Annotated in this window: 22 protein-coding genes; 9 read left to right on the forward strand and 13 right to left on the reverse strand. The window is 66.7% G+C overall.

What is annotated here, in order from left to right:
• Positions 1-206 precede the first annotated feature (206 nt).
• Complete coding sequence (locus tag A9975_RS02820) at positions 207-548, forward strand: zinc ribbon domain-containing protein YjdM (RefSeq protein WP_183031293.1); 342 nt, start codon at positions 207-209, stop codon at positions 546-548.
• Between the two features lie 46 nt (positions 549-594).
• Here A9975_RS02820 and tam read toward each other — a convergent pair whose 3' ends face one another.
• Positions 595-1,365: a trans-aconitate 2-methyltransferase gene (gene tam, locus A9975_RS02825; protein ID WP_183031294.1), complete on the reverse strand. Its 771-nt coding sequence runs from the start codon at positions 1,363-1,365 to the stop codon at positions 595-597.
• A 24-nt stretch (positions 1,366-1,389) separates the two neighbouring features.
• A complete protein-coding gene (locus tag A9975_RS02830) occupies positions 1,390-1,737 on the reverse strand; it encodes a hypothetical protein (RefSeq protein WP_220810598.1) in 348 nt (115 codons plus the stop codon).
• A 98-nt stretch (positions 1,738-1,835) separates the two neighbouring features.
• On the opposite strand from A9975_RS02830, the gene A9975_RS02835 reads away from it, so the two are divergent.
• Both A9975_RS02835 and A9975_RS02840 read left to right on the forward strand, forming a co-directional pair.
• Entirely contained in the window at positions 1,836-2,747 is a 912-nt protein-coding gene (locus A9975_RS02835; RefSeq protein WP_370563754.1) for a LysR substrate-binding domain-containing protein, read from the forward strand.
• Positions 2,748-3,039: 292 nt separating this feature from the next.
• Positions 3,040-4,731 (forward strand): methyl-accepting chemotaxis protein, encoded by a 1,692-nt coding sequence (locus A9975_RS02840; protein ID WP_183031296.1) that lies wholly within the window; start codon positions 3,040-3,042, stop codon positions 4,729-4,731.
• Here A9975_RS02840 and A9975_RS02845 read toward each other — a convergent pair.
• From A9975_RS02845 to A9975_RS02855, 3 genes are all read right to left on the reverse strand, one after another.
• Positions 4,728-4,901: a hypothetical protein gene (locus A9975_RS02845; RefSeq protein ID WP_183031297.1), complete on the reverse strand. Its 174-nt coding sequence runs from the start codon at positions 4,899-4,901 to the stop codon at positions 4,728-4,730. The genes A9975_RS02840 and A9975_RS02845 overlap by 4 nt on opposite strands.
• Positions 4,902-4,946: 45 nt before the next feature.
• On the reverse strand, positions 4,947-5,330 hold the full coding sequence (locus A9975_RS02850) for a VOC family protein (RefSeq protein ID WP_183031298.1): 384 nt from the start codon (positions 5,328-5,330) through the stop codon (positions 4,947-4,949).
• 117 nt (positions 5,331-5,447) lie between these two features.
• Positions 5,448-6,347, reverse strand: a complete 900-nt coding sequence (locus tag A9975_RS02855; RefSeq protein ID WP_183031356.1) for a LysR family transcriptional regulator — start codon at positions 6,345-6,347, stop codon at positions 5,448-5,450.
• Positions 6,348-6,596: 249 nt separating this feature from the next.
• Between A9975_RS02855 and A9975_RS02860 the strand changes: the two genes are divergently transcribed.
• Positions 6,597-7,574: a D-2-hydroxyacid dehydrogenase gene (locus A9975_RS02860; RefSeq protein ID WP_183031299.1), complete on the forward strand. Its 978-nt coding sequence runs from the start codon at positions 6,597-6,599 to the stop codon at positions 7,572-7,574.
• Positions 7,575-7,683: 109 nt separating this feature from the next.
• Positions 7,684-8,352 carry a hypothetical protein gene (locus A9975_RS02865; RefSeq protein WP_183031300.1) on the forward strand — a complete coding sequence of 223 codons (669 nt, stop codon included), beginning with the start codon at positions 7,684-7,686 and terminating at the stop codon, positions 8,350-8,352.
• Positions 8,353-8,393: 41 nt separating this feature from the next.
• Here A9975_RS02865 and A9975_RS02870 read toward each other — a convergent pair whose 3' ends face one another.
• The 4 genes from A9975_RS02870 to A9975_RS02885 form a co-directional block, all read right to left on the reverse strand.
• Complete coding sequence (locus A9975_RS02870) at positions 8,394-8,717, reverse strand: FmdB family zinc ribbon protein (protein WP_183031301.1); 324 nt, start codon at positions 8,715-8,717, stop codon at positions 8,394-8,396.
• 118 nt (positions 8,718-8,835) lie between these two features.
• Positions 8,836-10,068: a formamidase gene (gene fmdA / locus A9975_RS02875; RefSeq protein WP_183031302.1), complete on the reverse strand. Its 1,233-nt coding sequence runs from the start codon at positions 10,066-10,068 to the stop codon at positions 8,836-8,838.
• A gap of 164 nt (positions 10,069-10,232) precedes the next feature.
• A complete protein-coding gene (locus A9975_RS02880) occupies positions 10,233-10,745 on the reverse strand; it encodes an AmiS/UreI family transporter (protein ID WP_174427428.1) in 513 nt (170 codons plus the stop codon).
• A gap of 208 nt (positions 10,746-10,953) precedes the next feature.
• Positions 10,954-12,168, reverse strand: coding sequence for a helix-turn-helix transcriptional regulator (locus tag A9975_RS02885; RefSeq protein WP_183031303.1), 1,215 nt, complete (start codon positions 12,166-12,168; stop codon positions 10,954-10,956).
• A 297-nt stretch (positions 12,169-12,465) separates the two neighbouring features.
• On the opposite strand from A9975_RS02885, the gene A9975_RS02890 reads away from it, so the two are divergent.
• Together A9975_RS02890 and A9975_RS02895 are read left to right on the forward strand one after the other, a co-directional pair.
• On the forward strand, positions 12,466-15,216 hold the full coding sequence (locus tag A9975_RS02890; protein ID WP_183031304.1) for an ATP-binding protein: 2,751 nt from the start codon (positions 12,466-12,468) through the stop codon (positions 15,214-15,216).
• Positions 15,213-16,517 (forward strand): EAL domain-containing protein, encoded by a 1,305-nt coding sequence (locus A9975_RS02895; RefSeq protein WP_183031305.1) that lies wholly within the window; start codon positions 15,213-15,215, stop codon positions 16,515-16,517. The genes A9975_RS02890 and A9975_RS02895 overlap by 4 nt, the downstream gene beginning before the upstream one ends.
• Here the strand turns inward: A9975_RS02895 and A9975_RS02900 are convergent.
• The 4 genes from A9975_RS02900 to A9975_RS02915 all read right to left on the reverse strand — a co-directional run bounded on the left by A9975_RS02900 (position 16,514) and on the right by A9975_RS02915 (position 21,190).
• On the reverse strand, positions 16,514-17,770 hold the full coding sequence (locus A9975_RS02900) for a serine hydrolase (RefSeq protein ID WP_183031306.1): 1,257 nt from the start codon (positions 17,768-17,770) through the stop codon (positions 16,514-16,516). The genes A9975_RS02895 and A9975_RS02900 overlap by 4 nt on opposite strands.
• A gap of 236 nt (positions 17,771-18,006) precedes the next feature.
• Positions 18,007-18,996, reverse strand: coding sequence for a tripartite tricarboxylate transporter substrate binding protein (locus tag A9975_RS02905; protein ID WP_183031307.1), 990 nt, complete (start codon positions 18,994-18,996; stop codon positions 18,007-18,009).
• Positions 18,997-19,065: 69 nt separating this feature from the next.
• On the reverse strand, positions 19,066-20,220 hold the full coding sequence (locus A9975_RS02910; RefSeq protein ID WP_183031308.1) for a CaiB/BaiF CoA-transferase family protein: 1,155 nt from the start codon (positions 20,218-20,220) through the stop codon (positions 19,066-19,068).
• On the reverse strand, positions 20,210-21,190 hold the full coding sequence (locus A9975_RS02915; protein WP_183031309.1) for a hydroxymethylglutaryl-CoA lyase: 981 nt from the start codon (positions 21,188-21,190) through the stop codon (positions 20,210-20,212). Before A9975_RS02915 ends, A9975_RS02910 begins: the two co-directional genes overlap by 11 nt.
• 279 nt (positions 21,191-21,469) lie before the next feature.
• On the opposite strand from A9975_RS02915, the gene A9975_RS02920 reads away from it, so the two are divergent.
• Together A9975_RS02920 and A9975_RS02925 are read left to right on the forward strand one after the other, a co-directional pair.
• Positions 21,470-22,372, forward strand: a complete 903-nt coding sequence (locus A9975_RS02920) for a LysR family transcriptional regulator (protein WP_183031310.1) — start codon at positions 21,470-21,472, stop codon at positions 22,370-22,372.
• 384 nt (positions 22,373-22,756) lie between these two features.
• Positions 22,757-25,486 (forward strand): UPF0182 family protein, encoded by a 2,730-nt coding sequence (locus tag A9975_RS02925; RefSeq protein ID WP_183031311.1) that lies wholly within the window; start codon positions 22,757-22,759, stop codon positions 25,484-25,486.
• Positions 25,487-25,522 lie beyond the last annotated feature (36 nt).

Genomic DNA, 25,522 nt, shown 5'->3' on the forward strand with positions numbered 1-25,522 from the left:
TCAACAGCGGTTGCCATTTGTCGCTTTCCGTCTTGGGCCAGCTATGCAGCCCTTCCGGCGTCCGCTTTCCGAAGGTTGCCGGATAAGCCGGCGCGAGAGAATCACGATTATCTGAACGGGCCATACGCCGTGGCCAAACGCGGGCCCGCCGCCCGCTATACTCTAGCCCCCCAAAAGGCTCAAGCCTCAAGTTACCGGAAGCCGTCATGCCCACCATCCCCGCCTGCCCCCAATGCGCCCTGGAGAACACCTACCCCGACGGCGACAACTACGTCTGCGCCGACTGCGGCCACGAGTGGGCCATGGTGGCCGCCGCGCAGGACGATGACAGCGCCCAGGCCGTGGTGAAGGATGCCAACGGCACCGTGCTGAACGATGGCGACGCCGTGGTACTGATCAAGGACCTGAAGGTCAAGGGCTCGTCCATCACGCTGAAGATGGGCACCAAGGTCAAGAGCATCCGGCTGGTGGGCGGCGACCACGAGGTCGATTGCAAGATGGACGCCGGCAGCTTCATGCTCAAGGCCTGCTACCTGCGCAAGGCCTGAGCCTCTTTGAAACGCCGCACGCTGTTGGTTGCGGCCCCGGTGCCGGTCAGCGCGTGGCCACGATGAAGAACCGCGGGAACGGCAGCAGCACCGTGCCGTCCGCCATCGGCGGATAGGCGCGCGCCACTTGCGCGGTGTAGCGCTCCAGGTAAGCCGCGCGCTCGGCTTCATCCAGCGGGTCCAGGAAGGGGCGCAGTCCGGTGCCCTTGAACCACTCGACAATCGCCGCGGGGCCGCCGGCCAGCGCGTGGTGGTAGGTGGTGTGCCAGACATCGACCGCTGCGCAATGCGCGCGCAGCAGTTCGTAGTACCAGCCAGCCCCTTGCAGCCCGGTACGCGCCTGCGAAGCGGCGGCCAGCTTGCCAGCCCACGGGCCGTCGGCGGCGACCTCGCGCATGAGGCGGTGCGCGGGCGTGTCCAGCGTGTCGGGCACCTGGATGGCGAGGCTGCCGCCGGGCGCCAGCTTGGCGGCAAGCGCGGGCAGCAGGCGGCCGTGGTCGGGCAGCCATTGCAGCACGGCATTGGCGAGGATCACGTCGTAAGGGCCCGGGTCGTACCAGGTTTCGATGCGGCTCACCTCGAACTTCAACGCTGGCAGCCGCTTGCGCGCGGCTTCGACCATGTCGGCCGAGCTGTCCAGCCCGGTCACGCTCGCGCCGGGAAAGCAGGCGGCCAGCACTTCGGTCGAATTGCCCGGGCCGCAGCCGATGTCTACCGCGACGCGCGGCTCACGCCCCGGCACTGCGGCCAGCAGGTCGCGCACCGGGCGGGTACGCTCGTTCTCGAATTTCACGTATTGCTTGGCTGACCAAGTCATTGCTGCTCCTTTGCAGGTTCGGTTCTAGTGTCTCGGATGATCGGAAGTATCTGAAGCCTTACGAGCATCTGGCGTCGCGGGCTGCCTGGCCTGCTGCAACGCGGCCCTGCCCTTGGCGGTCAGCGCGACGATGGCCTGCGCGCGCGGCACACCGGGCCGGGACGCCATGTCCACCAGGCCGGCCGTTGTTGCATCCTCCCACGCGGACAGCCGTGGGCAGGACGTCCGCCATGCCTCCATGGTGTCGGCGAAGGTGCGCGGCATGGCGTCCAGCCACGCCAGGAACGCAAGCAGGCTGCCCAGGTGCGACGAGGCGGGAAGATTGGCTTCCTTGTCGCTGTCGTTGTCCTTGCCCAGATCTTGTTCTTGCATGGCCGTGCTCCGTGGATGCCCGATGCATGCCGTCAGGATAGAGCCGAACTGCTATGATTTCCAATGCATATTGAGCACGTTTTCAATACCCTGAGAGTATGGCAATGATTGAGCTACGCCGGCTGCGCGCCTTCGTCGTGCTGGCCGAGGAAGGCCACGTCACCCGCGCCGCCGAGCGCCTGGGCATGCAACAGCCGCCGCTCACGCGCCTGTTGCGCGGGCTGGAGGAGGAACTGGGTGTTTTGCTGATGCGCCGCCTGCCGCGTGGCGTGCGCCCGACAGAGGCCGGCCTGGCATTGCTGGAAGAGGCCCGTGCCGTGCTGGCCCGGGCCGAAGGCGTGGCCGACGTGGTGCGCCGCGCCGCGGCCGGGGAGCAAGGGCGGCTGGCGGTGGGCTTTACCAGCTCCGCCGCCCTGCACCCTTTTGTGCCCGCCGTGCTGCGCCGGTTTCGCGAGAGCGTGCCGGGCGTTGCCGTGACGCTGGAGGAAGCCGGCACCAGCGAGCTGGTCGACGCGATCCTGCACGAGCGGCTGGACGCCGCGTTCGTCCGCTCGCCGGTGGGCAGCACCGCCGGGCTGGTGCTCGATGCCGTGCTGGATGAGCCGATGCTGGCAGCGTTGCCGGCCGGGCATCCGCTGGCGGCGCAGGCCGGCGCGCTGCCGCTGTCGGCGCTGGCGCGCGAGCCTTTCATCCTCTATCGCCGCCCCGCCGGGCCCGGCTTGTATGACGCGATCCTGACCGCTTGCCGCGCCGCGGGCTTCAGCCCGCTGGTGGCGCAGGAAGCGCCGCGCCTGCCGGCCACGCTGAGCCTGGTGGCAGCAGGCCTTGGCGTGTCCGTGGTGCCCGCGTCCATGCACCGCCTGGGTGGCGAAGACATCGTCTATCGCCCGCTGGGCGAGAGCCCGCCGCTGAGCGCGCCCCTGCACCTCGCGATGCGCCAGGGCGCGCTGCCGGCAGCCGTGACGCGCTTTCGCGCGATGGTGCGCGAGATGCGCGAGATGCGCGGTTGAAGATACGTGGTTTCCAGTGCGGGCCTCCCTGAGCTTCGCAGCACATGCTGAGCGAGCCGCCGCGAGGTCTTTATTGTCCTCGCAGCGGGAATCTCTGTTCGGCCAGGTAGACAAGCAGGGCCTAAAGTTTCACCCGCTGGCCTGCTCGCGGGCCACCAACCACGCGCGCGCCCGAGTTTCTCACCGTATTCGTGGTTGTAGCAGACATCCGGCGCGCCGCCGCCTTGCTTCAACTTGAAATGGAATCGCCGTAAACGAGCATTGAGATTTTTCTCAATTCATGGATTGAACAATGCTCCCCAACTTAACCATCAAGGCACGGCTCGCCATTGCGATGCTCGTGCTTTCCGTCTTGCTGCTCGTCGTCGGTGCACTGGGCTTGCTCGGCATGTCGCGCAGCAATGCGGCGAACCACGCCACGTATGCCAACCAGATGCCGAGCGCCATGGCGATCGCGGAAGCCGACATCTGGCTAGGCCGGGTCCGCACGGCGCTGTTCAGCGCTGGCATGGATCCTGAATCTCCCCACGCTGCCGAACTGCTGACCCGCACGGAGAAATTCCTGGCGCAATCTGAGTCCGCCTGGCAGCGTTACCTGTCCTTGCCGCGCGACGCGGAAGAAGAGCAACTGGCCCAGGATGTCATTGCCAAGCGCAAGGCGCTGTACGTCGCGCTCGATGCCTTCGCCGCAGCCGTCAAGTCGGCCGACCACCAGAAGATCATCGAGGCGGGGGTCGCGCAAACGCCTTACTACGCCGCGCTGCAAGCCAGCGGCGAAACGCTCAGCCAGTTCCAGTCGGCCCTGGCCAAGCGCAGCTATCAGGCCGCCGAGGCGTCCTATGCCACCTTCAGGACGATCACCATTGCCGCGTTGCTGGCGGGGCTGGCGCTGGCCATCTATAGCTGGGTAGCCCTGCGCCGCGCCATTGCGCGCCCGCTCGACGCGGCGCTCGCGCACTTCGGGCACATCACCGCGGGCGACCTGAGCCGCCCCGTTGAGATCCTCTCGCAGGATGAAATGGGCCAACTACTGTCGGGCATCGCGAAGATGCAGGACGGCCTGGCGCAAACCGTCTTGTCCGTGCGCACGGGCAGCGAAACCATCGCGGCGGCCACCAGGCAGATTGCCGCCGGCAACGTCGACCTGTCGTCGCGTACCGAACAGCAGGCCGCGTCGCTCGAAGAAACCGCGGCCAGCATGGAAGAGCTCACCACCACCGTCAAGCAGAACGCGGACAACGCGCGCCAGGCTGCGGTGCTGTCGGCCACGGCATCGGAAACCGCCAATCACGGCGGCGAAGTGATCCGCGACGTGGTCGCGACCATGAGCGAGATCAACGAGAGCTCGACCCGCATTGCCGACATCATCAGCATCATCGAAGGCATCGCCTTCCAGACCAACATCCTTGCGCTGAATGCGGCCGTGGAAGCGGCGCGCGCCGGCGAGCAAGGCCGGGGCTTCGCGGTCGTCGCGGGCGAGGTGCGCTCGCTCGCGCAGCGCTCCTCCAGCGCCGCCAAGGAGATCAAGGACCTCATCGACAAATCCTCGGCACGCGTGACGACCGGCACCGCACTGGTGGGCCAGGCGGGCTCGACCATGGCCGAGATCATCCGCGACATCCAGCGCGTCTCCGACATCATGGGCGAGATTTCCGCCGCGTCCGTCGAGCAGACCGCCGGCATCGACCAGGTCGCGCACGCGGTGAGCCAGATGGATGAAGTGACGCAGCAGAACGCGTCGCTGGTGGAGGAAGCGGCGGCGGCAGCGCAATCGCTGGAAGAGCAAGCCGCCAAGCTGAAAGACACGGTGGCCGTGTTCAGGCTGGGTAACCAGGGCGTAGCCAGCGCGGCGAGTGCGCCGGCGCCCCATGCCGTACGCGCCGCAAGCCGGCCCGCGGCACCGTCGGCGCGCCGCGCCGCGCCGGTGGCACAGGTCGCACCGCGTGCTGTTGCGGCCCCGGCTTCCGACTGGTCGTCCTTCTAAGCCGAACGCCGCGCGGCCGCGTAGAGCCGCGCCAGCTGCGCGGCGGCGGCTTCCAGCAGTGGCCCGCCCCGCGCGATCGACCAGGCCAGCGAAGCAGGGCCCTCGGCCATATGCCGGGCCACCGCCGGCGCGTCCAGGCTGCCCTTGAACGAATCGGGCGCGAGCAGCACGCGCAGCGCTCGCTGCCGGCACGTTATTCAACGCCGTCGCGCTGGTCACGGCGCGTCCAGCTCGGAGATCTCGATCAGGTTCAGGTCCGGATCGCGCACATAGACGGAGCGGATCTTCTGCGTGGCGCCGGTCCGCGCGACCGGGCCCGCAACGATGGGCCAGCCGGCGGCGCGCAGCCGCTCGATCACGGCATCGAGCGGGATCGACGCAATGAAGCACAGGTCGAGCGCGCCGGGCACCGGCAGGTGCGCCTTGGGCTCGAACTCCGCGCCGCGCACGTGCAGGTTGATCTTCTGGTTGCCGAAGCGGAACGCCACGCGGTTCTCACCGAAGGTTTCCAGCTGCATGCCGAGCACGCGCGTATAGAAATCGATGGTGGCGCCGGCATCCGTGCTGGTCAGCACCAGGTGGTCGAGGTGGTCAATCATGTCGCGCTTGCTCTCTCCGCGGTTTGGCCGGAAGCCATCATGGCAGTCGCGCAGGCACATGAACATGTCGGATTGCGCCAGCACCCTTTGCGAAAACGCAAGGCTGAAGCGGCCGCCTCAGTGCGGCGCCAGCAGGTGATCGAACAGCTTGCGCGCCTCGGGCTGCAGCGCCGCGGCCGATTTCACGCCAAGCCACAGCGTGCGCGAAGCCCACGGATCAGCAAGGCGGATGGCACGCAACCCGGCGCCAAGGATCTCGGCGCGCACCGCGCCCTCCGGCAAGACCCCGATGCCAAGGCCCGCCTCGATCATGCGGCAGATCGCATCGAAACTGCTGACCTGCACCCGCAGCTTGAGCACGCGCTCCAGCGCGGCCGCGGCGTCGGCCAGCCGTTGCAGCAGCGAGCTGCCCTGGTTGAGGCCGACGAAATCGAATTCGAGCGCGTCGGCAAAGGCCACGTCGGCGCGCGCCGCCAGCGGATGATCCGGCGGCACCAGCACCACCAGGCGGTCACGGCGGTATTCGAACTTTTCCAGCGCGCCGGCGGCGACGTTGTCGGCAAACACGCCGATATCCGCCTGCCCGCCCGCCACCGCCGCGATCACCTCGCTGCTCATGCGCTCCTCCAGGCTGACGCGGATCAGCGGCTGCGCGTGCAGGAACACGCCCAGGTCCCGCGGCATGAACTGGATGACGGCCGAGGTGTTGGCCCACACGCGCACATGCCCCCGCACGCCGATGGCGAAATCGCTCATGTCTCCCGCCAGGCGATTCACGCTATCCAGCACGGCCCGCGCATGGCCGACCAGCCCAACGCCGGCCGGGGTGAGCTCAAGCCCGCGCGGCAGCCGCACGAACAAGGCGCAATCGGTGGTCTTTTCCAGGTCGGCAACGCGGCGGCTGAGCGCCGACAGCGTCATGTGGGTGCGCTCGGCGGCCTTGGTAAAGCTGCCGCTCTGCGCCACCACCAGGAACAGGCGCAGGGACTGCAGGTCGAGATGGGCGGGATTGATCACGCGAAAGCGTCCGGTGGGCGGCGGCATCGATGGCGGCCGGATGGCCAGGGCCGTCAAGCCATGCCCCGAGGTTTGAGAATCGGGAAAGGCTAGTGGACGAGAACGGCATTGTCAATTTGGGCGCCCGGGGCCACCATGGCCGGTCCGCGCGCGCCGGCCGATGGCCAGAGGCATGGCGTACTCACCACCCGGGCTTACCGACAGGCAGACACTACAAACACCACAAACACCACAAACACCACAAACACCATGAACCCCTCCCAGACCACGCCGGAAGTCGTTTTCCTGGACCGCGGCACGCTGGCCCCCGAGACCGTGCTGCGCGCGTTGCCGTTCGCGCACCGGCTGACAGTCTTTGACGCCACCGCGCCGCATGAAGTGGCCGCGCGCATCGCCAACGCGCAGATCGTGATCACCAACAAGGTCAAGCTGCCGGCCGAGGCGCTGCGCCAGGCCGCCAGCCTGCGCCTGGTGGCGATTGCGGCCACCGGCACCGACCACGTCGACCTGCGCGCCTGCGCCGCCCGCGGCATCTGCGTATCGAACGTGCGCAACTACGCCGTGCATACGGTGCCCGAGCACACCTTCGCGCTGATCTTCGCGCTGCGCCGCAGCCTGCATGCCTATTGCGACGCGGTGCGCGCGGGCCGCTGGCAGGCCTCGGGGCAGTTCTGCTTTCACGACTACCCGATCCACGACCTGGCCGGCTCGACCATCGGCATCGTCGGCGGCGGCACCCTGGGCCGCGCGGTGGGCGAGATCGCCCGGCTGCTGGGACTCAAGGTGCTGTACGCCGGGCGCAAGGGCCAGCACAGCGCCGACACGCAACACACGCCCTTCGCGGACATGCTGCGCCTGAGCGACATCATCACGCTGCACTGCCCGCTGACCCCCGCCAACGTGGGGCTGATCGGCCGCGAGGAGTTCGCGCAGATGGCACGCCGGCCACTGCTGATCAACACCGCGCGCGGCGGCCTGGTCGACGAGGCCGCACTGGTCGACGCCCTGCGGGAAGGACAGGTCTCCGGCGCCGGTTTCGACGTAGCCACCCAGGAGCCACCCGGCCCCGGCCACCCGTTCCACGCACTGCGCGACCATCCCGCCTTCCTGCTCACGCCACACGTGGCCTGGGCGAGCCGGGAGGCCATCCAGGCGCTGGCGGACCAGTTGATCGACAATATCGCGGCGTTCGCGGCTGGCTCGCCGCGCAATGTGGTGGCGGGCTGAGCCTGCCCTGGCCGGACAACGACGATGGCGCGCGTGCGACGCCCGGATCCGTGCCGGAAGGCCGCTTCGCGTCTATATTGTTCTTGTTCGGGATCACGACGGAGGGAGCATGCGTGCGCAATGCTGCAGGCTTGTACTGGTGGTGGCGACTGCCTGCGCGCTGGGCCTGGCCCTGAATTGCGCGCCGTGTTTCGCCCAGGCCGGTGCGGGCGCGCCAGTGCCTTTCGTGCGGATCGGGCTTGCCAGGCAGGTTGCCGTTCAGGTTCCCAAGGACTGGACCATCCTGTCCGGGGCCCAGGGCCGGGCCAACGGCACCATCGCGGACGCGGCGGGGGGCGTCTCCATCGTCCCGGCGCCGGCGGGCCAGACGGTCAACCTCCTGCATGCCGTATCCAATGTGCAAAATCCGTACGCGGCCGTGATCGTCAACTCGATGGCGCAAGCGCCGGTCACGCCCGAGCAGGTCCGCCGGTTCGACAGGTCAATGCTTCTGGCTTACGCAGCGAGCTTCGAGCGCAGGATGCGCGACTCCCTGAAGACATCGGGCAGGGAGATGCTCTCCATCGACGAGCCTCGCCTCGAGACAATCGGTGGCTGGCCGGCGATTGCCATCAACTACGTGCGCACCGGCGCGCAAGGCACGATCTACGTGCAGCATTTCGACATCTATACGCCGGACCAGGAGCTGCTGCTCATCCTCTCGTGCCGCGACACGGCGCGCGGCGTATGGCTGCCGCTGCTGGACCAGGTGCGTAGCTCGATCGGGGTTGGCGAATAGCCTGGATGGCGATCGGGCCGGCTCCCATCGGGATGGCGCCCTTAGTGGCTGATCATCCAGGGCCGCGTGCCGGGAAAGGACTTGGCCGCAGCCGGCTTGCCGGCCAGGCCGACGCTGCCGCCCGAACAACCACAACCCGGTCCATGCCGGTGCCCCTGGGAACTCAATGGCGCATGAGCGCTGCGCTCGTTGCCCGCATGCGCGATGCGGCGGGCCGATGGCATCAAGGCCAGCATGGTCGCGGTGACCTGGCGCCGGGCTGCGTGGCCGCAGCCGGGGCATGGCTGCGGCGCGTCGCGCTCGTCGATGCGGCGCACCGCGGTGAAGCTGCCGCACGCCTCGCAGGCGTATTCATACATTGGCATACAGATCTCTCCGCTTGGTGGAAGGTGGCAAGCGCGGGCCCCCTTGGGGAAGGAGGAGGAAGGCGGGAGCCCGCGCCCGCCGGAACTTCACATTTCTGGCTGGCGCTCAGATCGGCATTCAGGCCACATCCTGCGACAACAGGACGTCGGCACCGCCCTTGATATGCACAGTGGGACCATTGGCCTGCGGCCGGATATCGAAGTCGAAGATCTGCGTCGGTATCCAGAGCGTGGCGCAGGAGTTGGGGATGTCCACCACGCCGCTGATATGCCCCTGCACCGGCGCCGTGCCCAGGATGGCGTAGGCCTGCGCACGCGAGTAGCCGAACTTGGTCAGGTACTCGATCGCGTTCAGGCAGGCTTGCCGGTAGGCGACATTGACATCCAGGTAGTGCTGCTTGCCTTGCTCATCGACCGAGATGCCTTCGAAGATCAGGTAGTCGTTGTACGTCGGCGTGATCGGGCTGGGCTTGAAGATGGGGTTCTTGATGCCGTACTTCGCCATGCCGTCCTTGATCACGTTCACCCGCATGTGCACCCACCCCGCCATCTCGATGGCGCCGCAGAAGGTAATCTCGCCATCGCCCTGGCTAAAGTGCAGATCGCCGACCGACAGCCCTGCCCCATCCACATACACCGGGAAGTACACCTTGGAGCCACGCGACAGGTCCTTGATGTCGCAGTTGCCGCCGTGCTCGCGCGGCGGCACCGTACGCGCGCCCTCGGCTGCCGCCCGCCTGCCGGCATCCCCAACGAGCTTGCCCATATGGGCGGTCGCGGCAAAGGGCGGGTTGGCCAGCGGCGGCACGCGATCGGGGTCGGTCTTGATCAGCCCTGTCTCGCGTTCGTTCCAGGTATGGAGCAGCTTGGGGTCGGGCAGGCAACCGATCAGCCCGGGATGGATCAGCCCGGCGAACTCCACGCCGGGCACATGGCGCGACGTGGTGTAGACACCGTGGAAATCCCAGATGGATTTCTGCGCCAGCGGGAAATGATCCGTCAGGAACCCGCCGCCGTTCTTCTTCGAGAAGAAGCCGTTGAAGCCCCACTGGCTTTCGGGCTTGGCACCTACGTCCAGCAGGTCGACCACCAGCAGGTCGCCCGGCTTGACGCCGCGCACGCCCACCGGCCCGGAAAGAAAGTGGACGATGGACAGGTCGATGTCCCGCACGTCATCCGCCGACTCGTTGTTCTTGATGAAGCCTCCGGTCCAGTCATAGGTCTCCAGGATGAACTCGTCGCCGGGATTGACCCAGCAGGCCATGGGAATGTCCGGGTGCCAGCGGTTGTGGACCTGTTCGTTCTCGTACGCCGATTGCGCGAGATCGACCTTGATCAGGGTATCTGCCATGTGCCTGTCTCCTTGGTGTGTGTCCGGTCAATCGCCGGATTGCGGCCGTGAAACGATGCAGCCGCCTTGGCTGCATGCCTGGATCAGCGTTGGTCGCGTGCGGCTGCCCGCAGCCGCGTTGTGGTCGACCTTTGCGCTCGGTCTTTACTGTCGGTCTTTGCGGTCTATCTGAATGATTCGCTCAGCAGCAGATAGCCTGGCAGCCAGCCGGTGGCGATACCTGCCAGGACGGTGGCAACGCCGGTGAACTTCAGGATCGGGCGCTGCATCGCCAGCAACAGGAAGTACAGGAACCACAGCACGCCCCAGCCGACCCAGCACCAGGCGAACCAGGTATCCCAGACGGAGTTGGCATGGCGCAGCGCATCAATGGCAACGGGAATCACCGTGACTGACACGAACAGGCTGAACCAGCCCAGGCCACGCCCATCCGCACCGTTGAAGCGGTTAAGCGCAACCCACAGATAGGTGAAGGTAAACAGCAGCGTCAGCGCACCGGCCTTGATGGATGCGCTGTCCGCCTCGCCGCCGAAGATCAGCCGCAGCGACACCAGCATCGTCACCCCGCCGGCAAAGATATTGACGACCCAGATCTCGCGGTCGCCAATCTTGCCCAGCAGCCACAAACCGTTCAGGCACAGCACGGCTCCTACGTAAAGCAACGTCAGGCCTAGCATGGCGTATCTCCTCCGTGACGGGTTCTGGTTGTTCTTTTTCTGTTGGCGCCGGCGGCCGCGTGGCGACGGGTCAACTATAAGCAGGCCCGCGAAGATGCGAATCCTTCACGGCGAGGATTCTGCGCATCACGTGGCTGGGTGAGGTGGCCTCACCCAATTGAATGAGGCAACGGATAAGGCGGCGGCGCGATGGCCAGGTGAGGGACGTTCAGGCCGGCGGGCAATGCTGCGCGTGCAGGCGCACCAATTCCATCTGGCCATGGGTGTTGGTCTTCTGGAAGATCTGCTTGAGGTGGCTGCGCACCGTGTTCTCGGACACGTGCAGTACCTGCGCCAGGCTGGCAATGGAGTGGCCGGCAAAGACCAGCGCGTTGACCCGCGCCTGGGCCTCGCTCAGCTTGAACTGGCGCGCGAACAGGCAATCGTGGTGCGCATGCTCCGCACCCTGCCGGCGCGCGCTGACCACCACCAGCGCGCGCTCCTCGCCCAACCCGTTGCGCATGGATGCACCGGCGGGCTGCAACGTGAGCGTCGTGGGCAAGGCAAAGCCGGGCGCGCAAACCGATAGCACCTGCGTGGGCACCAGCGTGGCCTGGCCCGGGTGGGGGTCGCGCGTGTCACCGGCCTTGGAGGGAAGTCCTTGGGAAGCCCCGGCGAGCGTGGCCAGCATCTCGTGCAAGGTGCGGTGATCGGTCGGCATCACCGCGGCAAGATACTCGCCATCCCGGTACAGGCCGCTGCCGTGCCCGCACAGCGCCTGCGCGCTGCGGTTGCAGTAGACGATGCGCCCATCCTGCTCCACCAGGAAGGTCGCGTTAGGATGGCCGTCGATGACGCACATCAGCGCCTGGCTCAGGTCCGCGGCGCTGTGGCGGTGCCAGCGGTTTTCCAGCGACAGCGCCATATGCGCCAGCAGGCCGCGGAACTCCGCCTTCTCCTTGCTGGCAAAGCGCCGCTGGTCTTCGCGCCGGTACAACTCAAGGTAGTAGACGACATCCGCCTCGCGCGCCACCACCCCGCACAAGCGATGCAGATAGCGATGGGGCCGCAGCAACGCCTGGTAGTAGTCCGTGCGGACCAGGTCGCCGCTGCCCAGCATGTCTTCGCCGCTGATCACCTGCAGGGGCTGGTAGGCCGTGCTGGAGAGAAACCACGGGTTGCGCGCGGAGTACTGCGCAAAGGTGCGAAAAAACGCCGGGTCGTCCGGGGCGCCGTGCAGCACCGCGCCCTGGCCGCCGGCCAGGTGCCGCCGCGCCAGCACGGCCGTGCCCGCGGCGAACTGATCGCGCACCAGCGCAACCACGCCGCGCCAGCCATCATCATCGCGCGCGGCGTGGATACGGTAGATCAGCTCCCCGGCCTGGGGATCGGCGCTATCGGCGCTATCGGCCTTATAGGCGCTATCGGCATTCTGGGCGGGCAACCGCGCATTCTCCATGGCATCGGGCACAGCGGATCCGGGCAGCGGCGAGCGCTATGCGGCGCTGCCCCCGGCCTCTTCGATATGAGGACTGCCGGCCAGTGTTTGCGCTGACACCCTAATTGTCAAGGCGCCGCGCCATGCTGCCGCGCAGCATCCGCACGGCATGCCGCAGCGCGTTCCGCACCCCTTCCCGCGCGGCGCGCATGTCATTGCGCGAGGGGCGGATTCAGACAATAATCGGAGCGCCCGCTGCCAGCCATCCGTCCCGACCCGGATCGCACCCGACGCCACAACGCCATGCGCATCAAACGAGAATACCAATCCTGGGTCGCGAACGAAACGCTGGAGGATTACGCGCTGCGCTATGCGGCGCGCTCTTACCGGCGCTGGTCGCCATTCACGCTGGCCAACACGGCCATCGGCGGCGTGTCCTTCCTGGCGCTGGAAGCCATCGGCGCCAGCGTCACGCTCAGCTTTGGCTTCCAGAACGCGTTCCCGGCCATCCTGCTGGTCTGCGCGCTGATCTTCCTGATCGGGCTGCCGGTGGCATACCACGCCAGCGTGGCCAACGTGGACATCGACCTGCTCACGCGCGGCGCGGGCTTCGGCTATGCCGGGTCCACCATCACCTCGCTGATCTACGCATCCTTCACCTTTATCTTCTTCGCGCTGGAATCGGCCATCCTGGCCCAGGCGCTCGCCATTGCCACCGGCCTGAACCTGACTGTGGGCTACCTGGTCTGCTCGCTGGTGATCGTGCCAATGGTGTTCTTCGGTGTCACGCTGATCAACAAGCTGCAGATGTGGACACAGCCGCTGTGGGCGGTGCTGCTGGTGCTGCCCTTCGCCTACATCCTGCGCCACGATCCCGGCGTGCTGGCGCAATGGGTGGCGTTCACCGGGCGCGATGCGGCCTCGCCGGCCTTCAATGTGCTCGCGTTTGGCGCCGCCACTGGCGTGCTGTTCTCGCTGATGGGCCAGATTGGCGAGCAGGTGGACTACCTGCGCTTCCTGCCCGACCGCACGCCGCAGAACCGCTGGAGCTGGTGGAGCGCACTGCTGCTGGCTGGCCCCGGCTGGATCTTGATCGGCGGCCTCAAGGTGCTGGCGGGCAGCCTGCTGGCAGTACTCGCGCTGCAAGCCGGCGTGGCCGCCAATCACGCGATGGAACCGATCCACATGTACGTGTGGGCATACGGGCAGGTATTCGATCGGCCCGAGGTGGTGCTAGCGGTGGCGATGCTGTTCGTGCTCGTGTCGCAGATCAAGATCAACGTGACCAATGCCTACGCGGGCTCACTGGCCTGGTCCAATGTGTTCGTGCGGCTGGCGCACTACCATCCGGGCCGCGTGGTCTGGCTGGTGTTCAACGTGCTGATCGCGCTGTTGCTCACCCTGCTGGGCATCTTCAGCACGCTGGAGGCCGTGCTGAGCGTGTATTCCAACCTGGTGATCGCCTGGCTCGGCGCCCTGGCGGCTGACCTTGTCGTGCTCAAGCCGCTGGGCATCAGCCCGCGGCACATCGAGTTCCGCCGGGCCTACCTGTATGCGTTCAACCCGGTGGGCTGCGGCGCCATGCTGATCGCCTCGCTCGCCGGCATCGGCGCTTACTCCGGCTTGCTTGGCGCGCTGGCGCAAGCCTATTGCGCCTTTATCGCGCTGGGCGCTTCGTTCGCCAGCGCCATCCTGATCGCCTATGCGACCCGCGGCCGGTACTACATCGCGCGGGAGGACCCGAACCCCCTGGACAAGCACGCCGACGAGCCGATCCGCTGCTGCATCTGCGAGCGCGACTACGAAGCACCGGACATGGCGCACTGCCCCTTTTATGCGGGGCCGATCTGCTCGCTGTGCTGCGGCCTGGACAACCATTGCCACGATGCCTGCAAGGCGCCCGGCACCGCCGCGCAAACGCAGGCGGCGCCGTGGCAAGGCAGCTTCCTGCGGATACTGCCGCCGCATTTCCTGCGGCGGCTGGCGCGTTTCCTCGGCCTGTTCGTGATTGCCGCGGCGGCCATGGGCGCCGTGTTCCTGCTCGCCTACCGGCTGATCGGCGAAGGCCATGCCTCCCACGCCGAGGGGATCGGCGGCCTGCTGCTGCGCGTGTACTCGGCCACCCTGCCGCTGCTGGCTTTCGGCGCGTGGTGGATCGTGCTGTCACACGAAAGCCGCGAGCTGGCGCAGGCGGAACTGATGGAGTCGCTGCGCCATCTCGAGTCCGCGCGCAAGCACCTGGTGGATGCGGAAAAGATGGCCTCTCTCGGCGGACTGGTCGCGGGCGTGGCGCACGAGATCAACACGCCGGTGGGCATCGCCGTCAGCGCCGCCTCCTACCTGCAGGACCGCACCAGCGCCACGCAGGCGCTGGTGGCGAGCAACGAGCTGGCACCAGAGGCGCTGCAACGCTACCTGTCGGACGCCGCGCAATCCGCCCGCTTGCTGCTGTCCAACGCCAACCGCGCGGCGGAGCTGGTGCAGAGCTTCAAGCAGATGGCGGTCGACCAGACCAGCGAGAAACGGCGCAGCTTCGACCTGGGCGACTATATCCGCGAGACCGTGGTCAGCCTCGACCCGCGCCTGCGCGGCACGCACGTGCAATTGCTGATCGACTGCCCGGCCGGCATCGCCATGAACGGCTACCCCGGCGCGATCGCGCAGATCCTCACCAACCTGGTCATGAACTCGCTGGTGCACGCATTCGGCAGCGGCGACACAGGCCCTGTGCGCGGCACCATCCGGATCGCCGCCCGGCTCGCCGCCGGTGACGAAGTCGTGATCCGCTACGCCGACGACGGCAGCGGCATTCCCGATGCCCTGCATGAGAAGATCTTCGAGCCCTTCTTTACCTCGCGCCGCGGCAAGGGTGGCAGCGGCCTGGGCCTGCACCTGGTCTACAACCTGGTGACACAGCGCCTGGGCGGCACCATCGCCGTGGGCCATGCGGGCAGTACCGATGGCGACGGTACCGTCTTCACCCTGCGCATGCCCCGCATCACGCCCTCGGCGAAGGCCACCATCCCGATCGTATCCGCCAGGACTCTGCCATGAACTCCTCTTTGTCGATGCCCGCGTGGCAGGTCCTGCTGGTCGATGACGACCCCGACGTGCACGAGATCACGCGCCTGGTGCTGACGGACCTGACCTTCTCCGGGCGCCAGATCCAGTTCCACAGCGTGTATTCCGGCGAAGCCTGCAGGGCCCACCTCGCCGCTCACCCCGATACCGCGCTCGTGCTGCTCGATGTCGTGATGGAGACCGACGATGCAGGCCTGGCCACGGTGCGCTACATCCGCGAGCAACTGCGCAACCCCGACCTCCAGATCGTGCTGCGCACCGGGCATCCCGGCATGGCGCCGGAGCGCGAGGTGGTGACCGGCTACGAGATCAATGGCTACTTCCTCAAGACGGAGATGACCGCGCAAAAGCTGACCTCCGTCGTGATCGGCGGCCTGCGCGCGTACCAGTACGTAAAGGCCTTGCAGCAAGCCCACGCCCTGCCCCAGCCGGCCCCGCACGCGCAAGGCGTGCCGCGCGCGCCCGAGCACCCGGCCTCCGAGGCAGGCAGCGCGCAGATCGAAGCCGCCATCGAACAAGCGCTGCACAGCGGCCAGTACCGGCTGCAGGCCGTTTCCCAGTTCGACCTGGGCTGCGCCGCCGTCGCGGCCATCGCACTGCTGCCGTCGTGGCCGGGCCCCACCGGCTGGATGCCGCATGCCGAGATCGCCAGCCATGTGCGCAGCCCGGGCCTCATTGGCGCGATCAACGCCGCGCTGCTGCGCCGCGCCTGCGAACTCGCGCTAGCCTGGCACACGGATCCGCAAGCCGCCCTATCCGGCGCGGCCCGCGTCAGCGTCCCCATCCTGCTGCCGCTCATGGCCGGCGCCGAGGAGTCCGAACTGCTGGCGTTGCCGGAGCTGCTCCGCCAATACCTGCGCGAGACCGCCCAGGCCGGCAGCGTGCTCGACCTGCAATTGCCGGGCCTGCTGCTGGGCACCGCCACGGAAGCCGCCCGCCTGGCCTGCGCCCGCATCCAGGAGCAAGGCGCGTCCGTCACGCTGGCCGACGTTGGCAACACGCCCATCTCGCTGGCCAACCTGCAACGCTTGCTGCCCGACCGGCTGCAGATTCCCCAGGACTACGTGCGTAACGTGGCAACCGATGCCAAACGCGCCGCCATCGCGCGTGCCGTGATCGCGCTGGCGCACACGCTCGGCATGCAGGTACTGGCCAATGGCCTGGCCAGCTCGGAAGAACTGCAGTTCTTCAAATGGGAGGGTTGCGACATTGGGCAGGGGGACGTGCTGGGCAGCGTTTGGGAGGCCACGGGTCACGGCTCGCCAGGCGCTTAGCGTGCCGCGGCCCCCGGCTCGGTGATGGCGCTGTAGACCAGCGTGCGCAGCTGGCGGCGCACCGGGTAGGCGGACGAGGGCAGGAGCTGGGTCAGGAACAGTCCGATCAGGTCCTCCTGCGGATCGACCCAGAAGAAGGTGCTGGCCGCGCCGCCCCAGAAGAAGTCGCCGGCGCTGCCGGGAATCAACGTGGTCGCCGGCGTCACCGTGGTGGCGAAGCCGAGCCCGAAGCCAACGCCCTCGTAGGTGGCTTCGCTGAACATGGAGCGCGACATGCGCGGCAGGTCCACCCCGCCCGGCAGATGGTTGGCGGTCATCAGCGCCAGGGTCTTCGGCCCCAGCAGGCGCACCCCATCCAGCTCGCCGCCCTGCAACAACATGCGTGCGAAGCGCATGTAGTCAGCCGCGGTGGACACCAGGCCGCCACCGCCGGAGAAAAAGCTTGGCGGCTTCAGGTAGGGGCTGGTGAGGGGATCGTCCTGCAGGACCGGCGCGCGCGCGGATACCACCTTCGAACCGAGCGAGCCGACGGCGTAGCAGGCGCAAAAGCGCGAGGCCTTGTCTTGCGGCACGTGAAAGGCAGTGTCAACCATGCCCAGCGGATCGAATATGCGTTCCTTCAGGAAGGTCTCGAAAGGGATTCCGCTGATCTTGCCGACAAGGTAGCCCAACACGTCGGTGGCGACCGAGTAGTTCCAGGCCTCGCCCGGCGAGAACTCGAGCGGCAGCTTGGCCAGCTTCTCGATCATGTCGTCCAGCGTGCCGCCGGTGGCGAGTTCGCCCAGCATCTGCTTGCGGTAAGCCGCGTCGACGTTGGTGTTCTGCTGGAAACCATAGGTCAGGCCGGACGTGTGGCGCAGCAGGTCGACCACCAGCATCGGGCGGGCAGCCGGGCGCGTCTGGAAGCTCTCCATGAAGCCCCCGGCGTAGACGCCCAGGTTTTCCCATGCCGGGATGTACTTGCTGACCGGATCGTCCAGGGCGATCTTGCACTCCTCGACCAGCATCATGACCGCCACCGAGGTGACGGGCTTGCTCATCGAATAGATGCGGAAGATCGAATCCTCGGCCAACGGGACCTGCCGCTCGCGGTCGGCCAGGCCCAACACCGAGTTCAGCACCAACTCGCCGCGCCGCCACACCTGGACGAGCGTGCCGGGCAACTTGCCGGTCGCGATATAGGCGTCGTCGATGAAACGTTCGACCCGCCCAAGCCGCTCGCGCGACATCCCCTGCGTTTGCCTGCCTTGCATATCCGTGTCTCCTCATTGATACCGTAGGTGAAATGCCGGCGCGCTGGCTGGAAATGCCGCTCGCTCGCACCCCGCCATCATGACATCGGCGCCTGCCCACGCCAAGCGGGCCGCGCGGGCAGTGGCAACACTCAATGAAACCGGAGAAGCGGTGAACGCCGCGGCGTGGGCCGGCGTCTGCCGCCCGGATCGCATCGACTCACCGCACGATGCGACGCGCTATGCGGCCCCTGCCCTTACTCCAGGGTCACATTGGCCTTCTTGACCAGGGCCGCATAGCGCGCCGCTTCGCTCTGGAAGAACCTGGCGGCTGCCTCCGGCGTGCCGGGACTGATCGTATTGCCCTGCTTCTTCATCGCTTCCAGCACGTCCGGGCTGGTGAATGCCCTGGCGAACAACATGTTGAGGCGCTTGACCTCGGCCGGCGGCAGCCCCGCCGGGCCTACCACGGCAAACCAGCCCTCGACCGCGTAGTTGGGCAAGCCTTGTTCTGCGATGGTGGGGATATCCGGCGCGGCCGGCGAGCGCGTCGCGCCGCACAGGCCGATCGCGCGCAGGGATCCGCTCTTCAGGTGCGGCGCCACGGCATTCAAGGCCACGACACCCATCTCCACCTGGCCCGCGATCAGGTCGGTCATCATCGGTCCGGTGCCTTTGTAGGGCACATGGCGAGCCTTGACATGTGCCTCATCGAGGAACATCTCGGCGGCGAGCTGGATGATGGTGCCGTTGCCCGACGACGCGTAGTTGAGCGAATCAGGCTTGGCCTTGAGCAAGGCAACGAGTTCCTGCACATTCTTCGCGGGGACCTTGGGGTTGACCACCAGGACCAGCGGCGTCGAGCCGATCACGCTGATGGGCGTGAAGTCCTTGATCGCGTCGAACGGCATCTTCTTGTACACGCTCGGGTTGATCACGTGGTTGTTGGAGAACAGGCCCAGCGTGGTGCCGTCGGGTGGCGCCTTGGCCACCGCCGCCGCGCCGGTAATGCCGCCGGCGCCAGGAAGATTCTCGATCACCACCGGCTGGCCCAGGCTCTTGCCCAGCGCAGGCCCGGCAGCGCGTGCGATCGCGTCCACGCCCGAGCCAGCGCTGATCGGCAGGATCAGGCGCACCGGCCGGCCCGAGCCCTGGGCCAGCACGGTGCCCGCCGGCAATGCAAGCGTAAATGCGATGGCCGATGCGGCCAAGCCGAGTGCTGCCCGGCGCCAAAGGGGGAATGCCATGTCTGTCTCCGTATGTTTATCGTTCTGGTCCGCGTGGCCGTCCGAAGCCACGTGGCAATGCGGAAAGATTCAGTCCGGGCTATGCGCGCCCAGGCCGGACAGGATTTCGTCGTTGTGCTCGCCAATGCCGGGCAGCGGCATGCGCACGCCGGGCCTGCGTCCGCCCATCAACAGCGGCAGCAGCACAACGTCCGTGGTGCCGCCGTCCTCGGTCTGCATCGGCACCAGGCCACCGCTTGCTCTCAGGTGCGGGTCATCGAGCAGTTGCTCCGGGCGCATGATGGGCGCGTAGGGAATGCCCGCGGCTTCAAGCTTCGGCGCAAGCGTTTCCACGCGGTGGTCCTTGAGAATCTCGCCAAACCGCTCCAGCAATGCCGGGCGCACCGCCACCCGCATCGCGTTATTGGCCAGCGTCGGGTCGGCAGCCAGGTCGGGACGTTGCAGCACGTCGCACAGGGTGTTGAACTGCTTGTCGCTGACGGCCCCGATGAAGAGCTGCTCGCCTTCGGCCAGCGTGAACACGTCATAGACGCTCCAGGCGGACACGCGCGACGGCATCGGCGGCGGCGGCTCGGCGGTCATCGAGAACTGCTGCATATGCTGGGACGACAGGAACACGCAATTCTCGAACAGCGCGCTCTGCACTTCCTGCCCCTTGCCGGTGTGGTCGCGCTCCCGCAAGGCGGCCATCACGCCGATGGCGCCGAACATGCCGCCCATGATGTCGTTCACCGAGGTGCCCGCGCGCAGCGGGCGGCCCTTGGGCCCGGTCATGTAGGACAGCCCCCCCATCATCTGCACGACTTCGTCGAGCGCCAGGCGGTTTTCATAGGGCCCGGGCAGGAAGCCCTTGTGCGAGACGTAGATCAGCTTGGGAAACCTGGCGGACAGCGTGGCGTAATCCAGCCCGCATTTCGCCATCAGCCCCGGGCGGAAGTTCTCCAGCAACACGTCGCACTGGCCAACCAGCTCCGCTGCCGTGGCCTGCCCTTGCGGGGTGGTGATGTCGATCACGACGCTCTTCTTGTTGCGGTTGAACGAACGGAAAAAGCCGATGCCAAGGCCGGGCAGGTTGCGGGTCTTGTCGCCGCCGGGCGGCTCGACCTTGATGACTTCGGCGCCCAGGTCCGCGAGAATCATGCCGCAGGTCGGGCCCATCACCATATGCGTGAACTCAACCACGCGGACGCCGGCGAGCGGCAAGGAGGCATGTTCAGCGTGCATGGTTCTCTCTCAGGCGGAAAGCCGCATCGGCAACCGACGCGGGAAATGTCTTGGGCAGGCCGGCGCGCCACAGCGTGCCGTGCAGGGTTTCAGTGCTCAGCCAGCCGGCCACGCGCTCGCGCAGCGCCAGCAGACGGCGGATATCGATGCCGGTATCGAAGCCCATGCTGCCCAGCAGGTAGGCCAGGTCTTCGGTGGCGACATTGCCGCTGGCGCCGGGCGCGTGCGGGCAGCCGCCGATGCCGGCGAGGCAGGCATCGAAGCGGGTCACCCCGGCTTCCAGGGCGGCATAGACGTTGGCCAGCCCGAGTCCGCGCGTGTCGTGGAAGTGCCCGCACCAGAAGCGGTCGCCGGCAATTGCCGTGGCGCGTTCGAACAGGCGGCGGACCATGCCGGGATCGGCGTAGCCCACCGTGTCGGCCAGGCTCACGCGATCGGCGCCCGCGTCCAGCAGGGCCTGCATCAGCCGCAGCACCTCGTCCGGATCCACATGGCCCTGGATCGTGCAGCCAAAGGCCGTGCCCACGCCACCTTCGATCAGCGTGCGGGAGCCGGCCGCGTCGCGCGCGGCGCGGATCCTGCCGACCTCGGCCACGACTTCGTCAGGGGTCTTGCGCAGGTTGGCCAGGCTATGCGCATGGCTGGCGGACAGCGGCACCAGCATCAGGTCCGCTCCACTGGCGATGGCGTTCTCCGCGCCCCGCAGGTTCGGCACCAGAACCGAGACGAACAACCCCGGCAGCGACCTGGCAAAGTCCACGAGTTCCGCGGTATCGGCAAGTTGCGGCAATCGCTTGGCCGGGACGAACGAGCCGACTTCGATCTCCCGCTGGCCCGCCGCATAGGCCGCCTGGATCCACTCGCGCTTGGCGCAAGTTGGCAGGATGGTGGCGATGCTTTGCAGCCCGTCACGCAGCCCGACCTCGCGGATCACGGCCTGGCGCGGTGCCGATTGAGTGTGCCTTGTCATTGAATCAGTGTCCCCTCGGAGGTTGGTGCTTTGGTCTGGCCTATGCACTCTATGTTGTTCCGGCACAGGCCAGAAGCGGTAATCAAGAAGCGCTATCGTTCCGGATTGGAACATCTAAAGGAATCACTCCGATGCGTCCCCAAGCCAGCGGTCCGCCGATTGCCGCCCCCCCCTGTGCCACCGCTTACGTTCAGCCCGAGGAATTTCCGGTTATGACAAGAAACGCTAAGATGGCCGCACTTAATTTCCAGATTGGAAATCCACCGTGGAAGGCTTTCGATGCGTGATCTAGACCTCACCTCCCTGCGCCTGTTTGTTGCGGTTTGCGAGACCCGCAACATGGCCCGCGCCGGCGAACAGCAACACATCGTGGCTTCGGCCATCAGCAAGCGGCTGGCGCAGCTGGAGGACACGGTGGGCGTGACGCTGTTCGAGCGGCGCCGGCGCGGCGTGATCCCGACCGCGGCGGGTGAGATCCTGCTTGAGCACGCTCGCGCCATGCTGGCCGCGGCTGATCGCGTGGAGCGCGACATGGCCGACTACGGGACCGGCATCAAGGGGCAAGTCCGCTTGCTGGCCACCGTATCGTGCATGGCCGAGTCGCTGCCCGACGATATCGCGAGCTTCCTGCAGGTGCCCGAGCACCGGGACATCCGCGTCACCGTTGAGGAAAGCCTCAGCCGCGACCTCGTCCGCGCATTGCGTGAAGGATCCGCACCGTTGGGTATCTGCTGGGATGCCGCGGATCTGGAAGGATGCCAGACCCGGCCCTATCGCAGCGATGCCCTGGCGGCCATTGTGCATGCCGAGCATCCGCTCGCTGGCCAGCCGGATTGCACGTTTGAGCAAACGCTGGCATTCGACCACATCGGGCTGCCCGGGCAGACGGCAGTGCACACCATGCTCGCGCGCGCCGCGGCCATCATCGGCAAGCCGATGGCGTACCGGGTGGTGGTTTCCTCGTTCGATGCGTCCCTGCGCTGCGTGCGCGCGAATCTGGGTCTTGCCATCATGCCCCGCGAGGTGGTCGAGCCCACTTACGCCAGCTTTGGCGTACGGGTGATCCCGCTGACCGATAGCTGGGCGCAGCGCCGCTTCGCGATCTGCATGCGCGACGAGGCAAGCCTTTCGCCGGCGGCAAGGCTGCTGGTGGACTACCTGGAACAAAAGGCGGCAGGCTGACAGCGCGCCCGCGCGCGTCGCCTTGCGCAGTCGGCGCAGACTGGTTTCACGATGACATGGCGTACAGCAAACCGAGGGCCAGCAGGCATCCGGTCAGTTTCAGGTAGTACCCGCCACCGTGATGAGGTTGGCCTGTGCGTAGTGCTGCATTGCGGCTGTGCGGCATGATGTTGCTCACCGAATTGGACAGCCCACAGGTTAAGAACTCGCCCATGCAATTGGCGTAGAAAGCTATCAGCCAGGCATAAACAGCCCGTAAATGTCCATCTGCTGCCGGATGATTCCCCACCTACAATGAATTGTCGGGCCGGGCCAGCTTGGACCTTTGCCTTGTTGCGGGCAGCCGCAGGCCACGGATGACAGTCCGGCAAAGGAGCATGATCGATGCGCTCGGCAGCGATATCCGGCCTGCGCCTGAGGCACATTGCCGCCAGGGTTGCGGTTGGCATCATCGGCTTGATCGTCATCGGCCGCCTCACCGGCATGCTGGTCGACTGGCTGTGGTTTTCCTCCATCGGCTATGTCAACGTCTTCTGGACGGTCCTTGTCACCAAGGTGCTTCTGTTCGCCGCTGTCTTCGCTGCATCGGCGGGCGCGATCTGGGTATCGGGAGCGCTGGCGCACCGCTATGCGAGCCCGCCTGGCTCCTGGAAGGCTGAGGTCTTGAGCGAGCTGGTCGGCGAAGTCGCGCCGCACCTGCCCTGGCATGCCGCCATCGCCGGTGCCGCCGTCCTGCTGGGCCTGCTGCTCGCCGCCAGCGAAATCCCGGACTGGGACCTCGTGCTTCGCTACCTCCACCAGGTGCCCTTTGGCAAGGCCGATCCGATCTTTGGCAAGGACATCGGCTTCTATCTCTTCTCGCTGCCCGCCTATCTTGCGCTGAGGAACTGGCTGCTACTGCTGCTGTGCGGCAGTGCGGCGGCGGCGGCCGCGGTGTACGGAATGCGCGGCGACATCGCCTGCATGCGCTCGCCACGCGGGCTTTCGCCCGCGGCCGCCACCCACGGCTCGGCCCTGCTGGGCTTGTTCTTCCTGCTGCAGGCCTGGTCCTACTGGCTCGACCGCTTTCTGCTGCTCTATGGGGACAACGGCGTGGTGGTGGGCGCCAGCTATACGGATATCCACGTAGGGCTGCCAGTCCTGTGGCCGCTGATCGGCCTGGCCACCGCGGCCGCAGCCGCTTCATGGGCCAATATGCGCTGGCGGGGCTATCGCATTCCTGCCGCCTCGGCGCTGGCCGTGTTCGGCAGCGCCTTGGTATTGGTGTTGATCTATCCGGCGCTATTCCAGCGTTTCTATGTGAAGCCGAACGAACTGCAACTGGAAACGCCCTATATCGCCCACAATATTGCGCTGACGCGCGACGCCTATGGCCTGGCGCAAATAGCGGTAAAGCCGTTTCCCGCCGAGCAGAACCTCGATCTCGCCGCGCTGCAGGCCAATCGCCCGACCATCGACAACATCCGCCTGTGGGATCTGCAGCCGTTGCGCGATACCTACGCGCAGTTGCAGGAGATCAGGACCTATTACAAATTCCTGGCGACGGACATCGACCGCTACCGCTTCGACGCCCGTTACCAGCAGGTGATGCTCTCGGCGCGGGAGCTGGAACCGTCGCTGCTTCCCGCCAACGCCCAGACCTGGGTCAACCTGCATCTCCTGTTCACCCACGGCAATGGCGTGGTGATGTCGCCGGTCACGGAGAAATCCGCGGAGGGCCTGCCTACCCTCTACCTGAAGGATATTCCGCCCGTCTCCAGCGGCGGCCCGCCCATCGGTGAACCGCGCCTGTACTTTGGTGAAGGCGGCCAGGGCTTTGTGATCGTCAACGGCAATGCGCCCGAATTCGATTACCCCAAAGGCGATGAGAACGTTTATACGACCTACCACGGGCGTGACGGCGTCGCGATCGGCAGCATGGCGCTGCAGGCCCTCTTCGCCTGGCAATTCGACGATCCCAACATCCTGGTGACCAGCTACATCACGCCCGCGAGCCGGATCCTGCTCCATCGCAATATCCAGGACAGGGTACGTACGATCGCCCCGTTCCTCAGCCTAGACCATGACCCCTACATCGTCGTAAGTGGCGGGCGACTCTTCTGGATCCAGGATGCCTATACCACCAGCCGCTGGTTCCCCTATTCCCAGCCGGGCACCGGTGACGGCGACAATTACATCCGCAACGCGGTCAAGGTGGTGATCGATGCGTACAACGGGACTGCCGATTTCTACATCAGCGATCCCGCCGATCCCGTGGTGCGGACGTACCAGCGCATTTTCCCGGGGCTGTTCAAGCCGCTGGGCGCGATGCCGCAAGACCTGCAGCAGCATATCCGCTACCCCGAAGACCTGTTCCTGATCCAGGCGCAGGTCTACCGCGCCTATCACATGGAAACACCGGAAGTCTTCTACAACCGCGAGGATCTCTGGCAGTTCCCGCGCAAGCAGGCCGACATCGATGCGGGCACGGGCCCCGGCACGCCCATGACGCCTTACTACATGATCGTGCGGCTGCCCGCGCAGCCGCGCGCCGAATTCGTGCTGATGCTGCCGATGGTGCCTAGCCAGCGGGAGAACATGATTGCGTGGCTGGCGGCGCGTTGCGATCCGCCTGACTACGGCAAGCTCGTCGTCTATGCCTTTCCCAAGGACAAGCTGGTCTATGGGCCATTCCAGATCGAGGCGCGCATCCAGCAAAACACCGAGATCTCGCAACAGATTTCGCTGTGGAACCAGATGGGCTCGCGCGTCATCCGCGGCCACCTCCAGGTCGTGCCCATCGACAACTCGATTCTCTACGTCTCGCCGCTGTACTTGCGCGCGGAGTCCGGTCAGTTGCCAGAGCTCAAACGCGTGATCGCCGCCTATGGCGACCATGTGGTGATGGAGGAAACCTTGGGCGCGGCGCTGGCGGCGCTCTTCAAGGAAGCGGCCCCGGTAGCGGCCGCGCCCGGAGGCCCACCAGACGGCCGCGCCCGCGAGGCACTCGCCCACTATGACCGGGCCATGGAGCGATTGAAGGCAGGCGACTGGGGCGGCTTTGGCGCGGAACTCGATGCGCTGAAGCCACTGCTCGAAGCGCTCGGCGCCGGGCGCGCCGATGCGCAGAAATGACGAATGGTCATGCAAATGACCGCGCCGGTCGCCGAG

Origin of the sequence: Cupriavidus sp. UME77 (assembly GCF_014170355.1) — a bacterium.
Classification (GTDB): domain Bacteria; phylum Pseudomonadota; class Gammaproteobacteria; order Burkholderiales; family Burkholderiaceae; genus Cupriavidus; species Cupriavidus basilensis.

Excerpts from the sequence above, each read along its gene's own strand:
- A9975_RS02820 (WP_183031293.1), top strand. The coding sequence starts at position 207 with ATGCCCACCATCCCCGCCTGCCCCCAATGCGCCCTGGAGAACACCTAC.
- tam (WP_183031294.1), bottom strand. The coding sequence starts at position 1,365 with ATGACTTGGTCAGCCAAGCAATACGTGAAATTCGAGAACGAGCGTACC.
- A9975_RS02830 (WP_220810598.1), bottom strand. The coding sequence starts at position 1,737 with ATGCAAGAACAAGATCTGGGCAAGGACAACGACAGCGACAAGGAAGCC.
- A9975_RS02835 (WP_370563754.1), top strand. The coding sequence starts at position 1,836 with ATGGCAATGATTGAGCTACGCCGGCTGCGCGCCTTCGTCGTGCTGGCC.
- A9975_RS02840 (WP_183031296.1), top strand. The coding sequence starts at position 3,040 with ATGCTCCCCAACTTAACCATCAAGGCACGGCTCGCCATTGCGATGCTC.
- A9975_RS02850 (WP_183031298.1), bottom strand. The coding sequence starts at position 5,330 with ATGATTGACCACCTCGACCACCTGGTGCTGACCAGCACGGATGCCGGC.
- A9975_RS02860 (WP_183031299.1), top strand. The coding sequence starts at position 6,597 with ATGAACCCCTCCCAGACCACGCCGGAAGTCGTTTTCCTGGACCGCGGC.
- A9975_RS02865 (WP_183031300.1), top strand. The coding sequence starts at position 7,684 with ATGCGTGCGCAATGCTGCAGGCTTGTACTGGTGGTGGCGACTGCCTGC.
- A9975_RS02870 (WP_183031301.1), bottom strand. The coding sequence starts at position 8,717 with ATGCCAATGTATGAATACGCCTGCGAGGCGTGCGGCAGCTTCACCGCG.
- fmdA (WP_183031302.1), bottom strand. The coding sequence starts at position 10,068 with ATGGCAGATACCCTGATCAAGGTCGATCTCGCGCAATCGGCGTACGAG.
- A9975_RS02880 (WP_174427428.1), bottom strand. The coding sequence starts at position 10,745 with ATGCTAGGCCTGACGTTGCTTTACGTAGGAGCCGTGCTGTGCCTGAAC.
- A9975_RS02890 (WP_183031304.1), top strand. The coding sequence starts at position 12,466 with ATGCGCATCAAACGAGAATACCAATCCTGGGTCGCGAACGAAACGCTG.
- A9975_RS02895 (WP_183031305.1), top strand. The coding sequence starts at position 15,213 with ATGAACTCCTCTTTGTCGATGCCCGCGTGGCAGGTCCTGCTGGTCGAT.
- A9975_RS02900 (WP_183031306.1), bottom strand. The coding sequence starts at position 17,770 with ATGCAAGGCAGGCAAACGCAGGGGATGTCGCGCGAGCGGCTTGGGCGG.
- A9975_RS02905 (WP_183031307.1), bottom strand. The coding sequence starts at position 18,996 with ATGGCATTCCCCCTTTGGCGCCGGGCAGCACTCGGCTTGGCCGCATCG.
- A9975_RS02910 (WP_183031308.1), bottom strand. The coding sequence starts at position 20,220 with ATGCACGCTGAACATGCCTCCTTGCCGCTCGCCGGCGTCCGCGTGGTT.
- A9975_RS02915 (WP_183031309.1), bottom strand. The coding sequence starts at position 21,190 with ATGACAAGGCACACTCAATCGGCACCGCGCCAGGCCGTGATCCGCGAG.
- A9975_RS02920 (WP_183031310.1), top strand. The coding sequence starts at position 21,470 with ATGCGTGATCTAGACCTCACCTCCCTGCGCCTGTTTGTTGCGGTTTGC.
- A9975_RS02925 (WP_183031311.1), top strand. The coding sequence starts at position 22,757 with ATGCGCTCGGCAGCGATATCCGGCCTGCGCCTGAGGCACATTGCCGCC.